This window comes from Paenibacillus albiflavus (assembly GCF_004344915.1).
Classification (GTDB): Bacteria; Bacillota; Bacilli; order Paenibacillales; family NBRC-103111; genus Paenibacillus_AM; species Paenibacillus_AM albiflavus.
This window is the reverse complement of record NZ_SKFG01000055.1, coordinates 1-7,688: the sequence shown is the minus strand read 5'-3', so window position 1 is coordinate 7,688 and position 7,688 is coordinate 1. Positions and strand designations below refer to the sequence as shown.

Sequence of the window (7,688 nt, the reverse complement as noted above, 5' to 3'; positions counted from 1 at the left end):
CGGCCTCTTCTGCTACGATGATGAATTCGTCCTCCGTATGCTTGTCGAAATCCTCCAAAGTCATTTCAATAATATTGTCCCATACGAAGGTATTGTGCCGTGATTCGAGATACAGCTTTCTTAGTTCAGGGTAATCCCCTTCATGAGCCTCTCTAATATTCAATTGCTCACTCCCTCTGCACTGAAGTTATGATGTGATGTATGCCCCTTTTTCAAATATTCACCATTAATACCCAACTATCCTGCACGTTAACTAAACAGGCTGCCGATCGTGCCGGCAGCCTATTGATATACTATACTATCGTACCCGTTTTTAAAGGATGTTTTCCATTTGTAGTAAATTGTAAACATATTCAGCTTTCTCATCTGAGTAAGATAACAATGTTGTTAAACCTTTTGAGACAGCTTCAAATTTTCTTTCGGAGTATTCTCTAGCATTTTCAGGATTCTGTCTCAAGAATTGTCGGATTAGAATATTGTTGTTCCATTGCTCGCCGTTCCATTCTACGATTGCAAGATTGAATGCTTGTACTTCTTTCCGTTTTCGAAAATAGAGTCTCCCAGGAACACCTGCTTCTCCAAATCCTTCATAACCGGCTTGTATTAAATCTTTAATAATTGTTTTGTCTAGATCCATGTTTAAGACACCTATCAAGATATTAATAATAGGTTTTGCAATCATACCTGGTACTGATGTGCTTCCGAAATGTTGTATTTCTCTGGCTAGGCTACCAAATATTTTTTTTAAGGTTACTTGCCTCATGTTCATAGAAATTTGGCCACAGATCATTATATTCTGTAACCGTGATGGCTTCATCAATTCCCATAAAAATTACCCCCGCTAAATAAATAGACATTAGAAAATAATATCACATTGGAGTGGACTTAAGTATTGTTTTTATAAGCTATGCTGCCAGTTACTTCAATAAAAAAAGAGGAGTTGCTGATATCTTATTATAAGTAATATATATACTGAATCTTATACCAAAACTTTATAGTTTAAGTGCTGAAACTCTTTATATCAATTAAGCTCTGTTAGATAATAATATTGGTATATGGATATGCTTAAAGGAGGGATGTAATTTTCCCTCCTTTTATATTCGCAATTGAAAACGATTGAGAATCAAAATTATCTCTACAACTTGGAATTTATCAATTTGACTTTCATAATAGCATTTAAAGGCATATTACATTATCAATTGTTTTTTACTTTGTATTATGCTCATTTTGTTCGCTCTACAGAATACAGAAAAAATTCCATATCTATATTCCTAAAATTCTTAGTATCTTTATCAATAATATTCATACCGTTTCGAACAGCAACTTTTTGAGAGGCTATATTTGTGTCCCTAATAATAGAATAAACCCTATTTGCATTAAGAACTGAGAAAGCGTATTCCTTGCAAGCAATTGCCGCTTCTGTTGCGTAACCTTTGTGCCAATACGTTTTTTGAAACAAAAATCCTATTTCCAAAATTTCTTTTTCTCTCCAGCCTTGCATTGTCAAGCCACATTGACCAATCATTTCGTTTGTTTCTTTTAATACAACAGCCCAAAGTCCAAAACCATACTCTTCATATCTTTTAAGATGTCTGTTAAGCCAATTCTGTGCTTCTTCTAAGTTGAATGCACTTTCATAAGCAGCACGCATTACTTCCTCATCACACAATATTCCGCACAATGCATCATAATCGGACTGCACCATTTCTCTAATTATAAGACGTTTTGTTTCTATCAAAAATCTCCCACCTTTCTATTATAGTCAACACCGTCTATTACAAGACCAGATTCCAGTAATGGAATTAATATTCTTCCAGAACCAACCATTGCTTCAAGAATGCGTCCCTTTGTATGTTTTAACTGATTTGGTATCTTAGAAAGGGACTTTAGAAAATGATTATCCCTTCCGCACCTCTAAATTAGTTCTACGGAAAAATAATTAAATATTTTCATTTTAATCACTCTCTTTCTTATAGGATGCTTAATTATGGCATAATCTGTAATATTTGAACAAGAGAATTATTAATTTTAATTGAACTATCCTTCCCGTTAGCACAACGACGACAGCCGAACATTTTGGCCGGCTGCCGTCGTATCATCTTTAAGCTATAGTATCCCGTTAGCTAAATCTCTTATTCATACCTTCATATAAACTTAACCATAAAGCTAATCCAATATGCAGCTGGTACTAAAATCAATTGTGCCAACATTGTTCCTAGCAATCGTGAAATCATCAAAAGTCCATTGTGATATATTTAAAAATTTCTCCATTGAAAATGATTGTCTAAAGCGATATGATGAAAGGTGATATTTTCCAATTGGAGGGGATTTCGATGCAAAGGAATCAACTAACGGCCCTTGAGCTTGCTTCCACTGTACTGGTCGGGCCGCGGGTCATTTATCCGACGGTTATCTGGGACGATCAGCACGTGCTGCTGTTGGACACGGGCTACCAGGGGCAACTCGAACTATTGAAGGAGAATTTGGAGAAAGCCGGTGCGCCGTTTGACCGCCTTAGCCACGTGCTGATGACGCATCACGACTTGGATCATGTCGGCGGATTGCCCGCCCTGCTTGCGGAGGCGCCTCGGGAGGTCGAGGTGTTTGCGCAGGCGTTAGAGAAGCCGTACATCCAGGGAGAAAAGCGTTTCTTGCGAATCACAGACGAAACGCTGGTGCAGATCGGAGCTTGGCCGGAGGAACGCCGCATCCCATTCCTGCGCATGCTAGACAACCCACCAAAAGGGCCGGTTAGCCGCGTCATAGCAGGCGGTGAGGAGCTACCTTTCTGCGGTGGCATCGTTGTGATCGATACCCCCGGTCATACGCCGGGACATCTCAGTTTCTATCATAAGCCTACCAAAACGTTGATCGCAGGTGACGCAATGGTCGTGACGGACGCTGAATTGTATGGACCCGAACCGGCGGCTGCCATTGACTTGCCGCTTGCCCTGCAGTCGCTGAAGGCGTTTGAGCAGTTCGATATCGAAACGGTCGTTTGCTATCATGGCGGAGTCTATCGCAACGGCGCGAATGTACGCATCGCCCAATTGGTTGCTGACTCAGAAGCCTTAACCCCTTTTGCATAAATACGCACTCCGTACGCACACTAAACTGGAAATTTTTCGTAGCCTACGGATGGATCGGAATGGCAGTTAGCCGGAGAGTTATCTCCGGCTTTATAATAACTTATTGGGGGAAATGATTTTTTATAAGCATTTTAGAACAATTCAATACTTAACCTTTCAATTCGCTTTTATCTGAGCAGAAAGGGTCCGATCCAGCAGCCCAAAGTTCGTATGAAAATGCGCTGTATTTAGTATTAATCAAGTAAAGTATTGCATTCATTTATTTCTTCTGGAATTTCCAATTAAAAAAAACAAAATATTGTCCTTATTTAAGCTTCTTTCTATTTATGTTTCTTCTTTCTTATCTCCCCCAAGTAACGTCCCAAGGCAAAATATATATCATATTTAAGCTTCCTCCTCAAATTTTCCCCCAATAAAAGTTATTCAGCTAGTTGATATTTCAAATTGATTAATTAAGTTCTTATAGACACGATGATTATACTGACCAGAACATTCAACTTGTAACCATCATACCCTAACGCTCACTCGATTGGTATTTACGTTTGTAATGACTTACATGTGACAAATGTAATAATCTGGTACCAGAGCAAGTTCCCTCGTTGAAATATCTGCCTCTCCAACATGGGCGGCATCTCATAGACTTCTATATGAGAACCCGCATCTATTAACTTATTCATTTGGTTGGGGGGCGCGTCGCGCGGCATAGGGGGGTGCCTGGAGACGAGTAAAGTCGAAGGTTTCAATTCTATTTACCATCCTATTTGGTTCGTAAATAACAACAATTTAGGGTATTGGCGAAGCTTTTGAACTATCCTGCCCGTTAGTTTAACAAAAATGGCATATTTTCAACTTACCTGCTGACGATGAGTTCTTATAATTTATAGAGATTTTAACATATACTTGCCCCCCGCAGCGTAGATACAGTATTATCTGATGGATCGGCCCCAGCTTCTTCTGAGTTTTTCTTTTATACTTAAAAGATCACCACTAGGTTAAAAATGAATGCGTTCCCATGCAGATTAAAATTGTTATTGAGTGCCATACAGATAAAGACAGTATCGAAGTTTCGGAATAGGATCCGTTGCAACGTACCCTGTCAGGAAGACGTTCCCTGGCTGGTTTCTGCCTTGCGCAAATACGCCCCCGTTATCGAATGCTCGGAAGCAGCAAGCTGGACAGGAGTGCCTTCGAATACAATTCGACCACCCCGGTGTCCGCCCTCGGGACCCATGTCAATGATCCAGTCTGCGCTCTTGATCACATCCAGGTTGTGTTCGATGACCACCACCGTGTTGCCCCCGTCGACCAAGCGGTTCATAATGTCCATCAGACGAGAGATATCGGACATATGCAGTCCGGTTGTCGGCTCGTCCATTATATAGAGACTGCCTTCCTTGTGAAGTTCCCCGGCCAGTTTGATGCGTTGGCATTCCCCGCCCGACAAGGTGCTCAGAGGCTGGCCCAGCGTTACGTATCCGAGTCCCACATCCTCCAGCGTTTGCAATTGACGGAGCAGTTCCTTCCTGCTGAAGAACTCCGATGCTTCCCGTACCGTCATGGCGAGGACGTCGCTGATGGATTTTCCGTTCAGCTTATACTCTAGCACTTCATCGCTGAACCGCCTGCCCGCGCAAATTTCACAAGTCGTCCTTATTGGCTCGAGAAAGGCCAAATCCGTGTATATCATCCCGAGACCCTGACAGTTGGAACAGGCTCCCTTGGAGTTGAAGCTGAACAACGATGCGCTCACCTTGTTGGCGGCTGCGAACAGCCTCCGGATCACGTCCATCATCCCCGTATAAGTGGCTGGATTGGAGCGGATGGATGTGCCCACGGCTGACTGGTCGATGACAATCGACTCTGGATGCGATGGCAGGAATGCTCCGTTAATCAACGTACTTTTGCCTGAGCCGGCTACACCCGTTACCACGGTCAGTACACCGACCGGGATATCAACGGTCACATCCTTCAGATTGTGAAGCTTGGCGCTGGTGACGGTCATCCAGTCCATTGGCACCCTGGTTGAAGTTTTCAAGGGCAAACTTTGCTTCAAGTACCGTCCTGTCAAGGTATCCGCGCGGAGCAAGCCCGCAAAGTCGCCTTCGTAGACGATTTCTCCGCCGCGGGTTCCCGCATGAGGTCCGACATCAATGATGTAATCGGCGATCACCATTACTTCACGGTCGTGTTCGACGACGAGCACGGTATTCCCTTTGTCCCGGAGCTGGCACAGCATGCCGTTCAGACGATGGACATCCCGCGGATGCAGCCCGACGCTCGGCTCGTCGAAAATGTAGATCATGTCGGTAAGACTGCTGCTCAGATGACGGACCATCTTGATGCGCTGCGACTCCCCGCCCGACAAAGTTGCGGTCTGTCGGTCCAGACTCAGATACTCCAGCCCGATGGAGACCAGATGGTTCAGCCGGGTCAGAATCCCTTCAATCATCGGGCTGGCAATGGGATCCCGAATGGCTTTGATCATACGAATTAGCTCTCCAATCTCCATCGCTGCGCATTGGGCTATGTTGTAACCGTTAATCCGGCAGCCCAAGGCCTCTTGATTAAGCCGGCTTCCTCCGCAAAGGCTGCAATCGCTGTAGGACAGGAACCGGTCAATAGATTCGCGTTTGGCTTCGGACATCTCGCTGCTGTCCCGCTTCAAATACAGGCGGGCGAATTTGGGCAGCAGACCTTCGTAATCCGATTCGATTGCGCCGCCTTTGGTGTGGTATACGATCTTGCTCTCTTTACCGTGAAGGAGGACATCCCACTCTTCCGGCGTATAGTCAGCGAGCCGCTTGTCGTTGTCGAACAAGCCGGAATGGGCATACGTATTCCATAACCAGCTCCCCACTTTAAATGCGGGGAACAGGATCGCGCCTTCATTCAGCGACTTGGACCTGTCAAGCAGCTTGTCTACATCGAACTGCACCACCTGTCCGACTCCGGAGCATTCTGGGCACATACCGGCCGGGTCGTTAAACGAGAATACATGCGAATTGCCGGCAAAAGGTTTACCGATTCTGGAGAACAGCAGCCGGAGCATCGCATAAATATCCGTGATCGTGCCGACCGTAGAACGGGAGTTGCCGCCGAGCCTTTTCTGATCGATCACTACCGCCGTAGACAAGTTCTCGATGAGATCGGTATCCGGCTGACTAAACCGGGGCAGCCGATTGCGGATGAATGCGGAAAACGTTTCGTTAAGCTGCCGCTGAGCTTCGGCGCTGATGGTGTCGAAGACCAGAGAAGATTTGCCTGAGCCCGAGACGCCGGTGAAGATCGTGATTTTTCGCTTCGGGATGCGGACATTCACGTTTTTCAGGTTATTCTCACGTGCTCCTTTAATTACGATATCATAGACGTTCATAGACTCCACCTCCGATTTCTAATTTCTAAGCTTTCACAGAATAACTGAAGAATCATGACAACAGGTGTCATGATTAGACGAATGTTCTCCGTGCAGATAAAGTTTGTTCATTAGTTCCCATCCAAATGATAAATTAGTTGTACAACGCCTGAGGAGAATGTTCTTGTATTAACCATTTTTAAATTCAACCTCTGTTTTATATCCACAAACAGCGGTTTCCCTTCTCCCAAAACAACAGGGTGAACAGATAATCTAAATTCATCAACAAGTCCTAAATTGATAAAAGTTGTAATAAGACTTGCTCCACCATATAGCCAGATGTCTTTACCAGGCTTATTCTTTAATTCATTTACTTCTTCAAGAATACGATCATTTATGAATATTGCTTTATTATCAGTCCCTATTTGCGTCCTGGAAAACACATATTTCTCTTTACTATGAACCAGTTCCCAAAATTCTTTTTCAGAATCCGTATGTTCAATTTCCGGAGTAAATTGTCCCCATAAATCATAGCTTTTTCTTCCATATAAAATGGTATCAATTTGATTTAAAAAATTATTAAACTCCAGCTCAGAGTCCATAATGCACCAATCGACTTCACCATTTTTCCCTTCAATAAAACCATCTAAAGTAACCGCTAAATCTAAAATTATTCTTCGTTTCATGATTTGTTACTCCTTTCGTTAATCTATCACCCATTATAGACCTCAAATACGTCACCTTATGTCATATTAATAAAAGAGAGGATATCTATTTAACAATGCTATCCGTCAGAGCGATTCAGCCGGATGGAAGCCGTTCCTTCCGAAAACAGCGGAATGCCCTCACCGAGAATTTTAGGGATAACCGTCATTTCGATTCGGTCCGCAGTCCTTTTTCAAGGAAAGCCATAGCCAATTGTCCCCCTTCCCACCTGCCATACGTCCCCGTTTGCTTCAGCACTGATCTTCGGGATCAGTGAATCCAAATCCTCGGCTGTATACGTCACATCGTGTGATGGAGTCTGCCCAAATCGGGTTACTAACAAGGCTTCCCTTTGTACGAGAAATCGTCCGTTTGTTTGAACACCTCATCATACGTAAGCCTGCCCATGATCAGCGCGCCGATGTTATCGTAAAACTTCTCATACCCGTTGTCCCCGCCATCGCCTTCGACATCAAACAGCCAGTCCACCGACCCGTCTGAACGGGCAATGTAACCATCCAGACTCACCACAATAAAAATAC

The 7,688-nt window shown here is 43.8% G+C and carries 6 protein-coding genes and 2 pseudogenes; 1 reads left to right on the top strand and 7 read right to left on the bottom strand.

Features of this window, described 5'->3' with window-relative positions:
• Window positions 1-313: 313 nt before the first annotated feature.
• From E0485_RS24040 to E0485_RS24025, 4 genes and pseudogenes are all read right to left on the bottom strand, one after another.
• On the bottom strand, window positions 314-763 hold the full coding sequence (locus E0485_RS24040; RefSeq protein ID WP_132420583.1) for a GrpB family protein: 450 nt from the start codon (window positions 761-763) through the stop codon (window positions 314-316).
• 459 nt (window positions 764-1,222) lie between these two features.
• Window positions 1,223-1,738, bottom strand: coding sequence for a GNAT family N-acetyltransferase (locus tag E0485_RS24035; RefSeq protein ID WP_132420582.1), 516 nt, complete (start codon window positions 1,736-1,738; stop codon window positions 1,223-1,225).
• A 17-nt stretch (window positions 1,739-1,755) separates the two neighbouring features.
• Window positions 1,756-1,863, bottom strand: a pseudogene (locus E0485_RS25640) (class I SAM-dependent methyltransferase); the annotation flags it as partial.
• Between the two features lie 281 nt (window positions 1,864-2,144).
• Window positions 2,145-2,243: pseudogene (locus tag E0485_RS24025) on the bottom strand (lipid II flippase family protein); the annotation flags it as partial.
• Between the two features lie 90 nt (window positions 2,244-2,333).
• On the opposite strand from E0485_RS24025, the gene E0485_RS24020 reads away from it, so the two are divergent.
• Window positions 2,334-3,089, top strand: coding sequence for an MBL fold metallo-hydrolase (locus tag E0485_RS24020; RefSeq protein ID WP_132420580.1), 756 nt, complete (start codon window positions 2,334-2,336; stop codon window positions 3,087-3,089).
• Window positions 3,090-4,185: 1,096 nt separating this feature from the next.
• Here the strand turns inward: E0485_RS24020 and E0485_RS24015 are convergent.
• The 3 genes from E0485_RS24015 to E0485_RS25265 form a co-directional block, all read right to left on the bottom strand.
• A complete protein-coding gene (locus tag E0485_RS24015) occupies window positions 4,186-6,462 on the bottom strand; it encodes an ATP-binding cassette domain-containing protein (RefSeq protein WP_132420579.1) in 2,277 nt (758 codons plus the stop codon).
• 110 nt (window positions 6,463-6,572) lie between these two features.
• Entirely contained in the window at window positions 6,573-7,127 is a 555-nt protein-coding gene (locus tag E0485_RS24010; RefSeq protein ID WP_132420578.1) for a dihydrofolate reductase family protein, read from the bottom strand.
• Between the two features lie 355 nt (window positions 7,128-7,482).
• A partial coding sequence (locus E0485_RS25265; RefSeq protein WP_407944877.1) for a dihydrofolate reductase family protein occupies window positions 7,483-7,688 on the bottom strand: 206 nt, incomplete at its 5' end.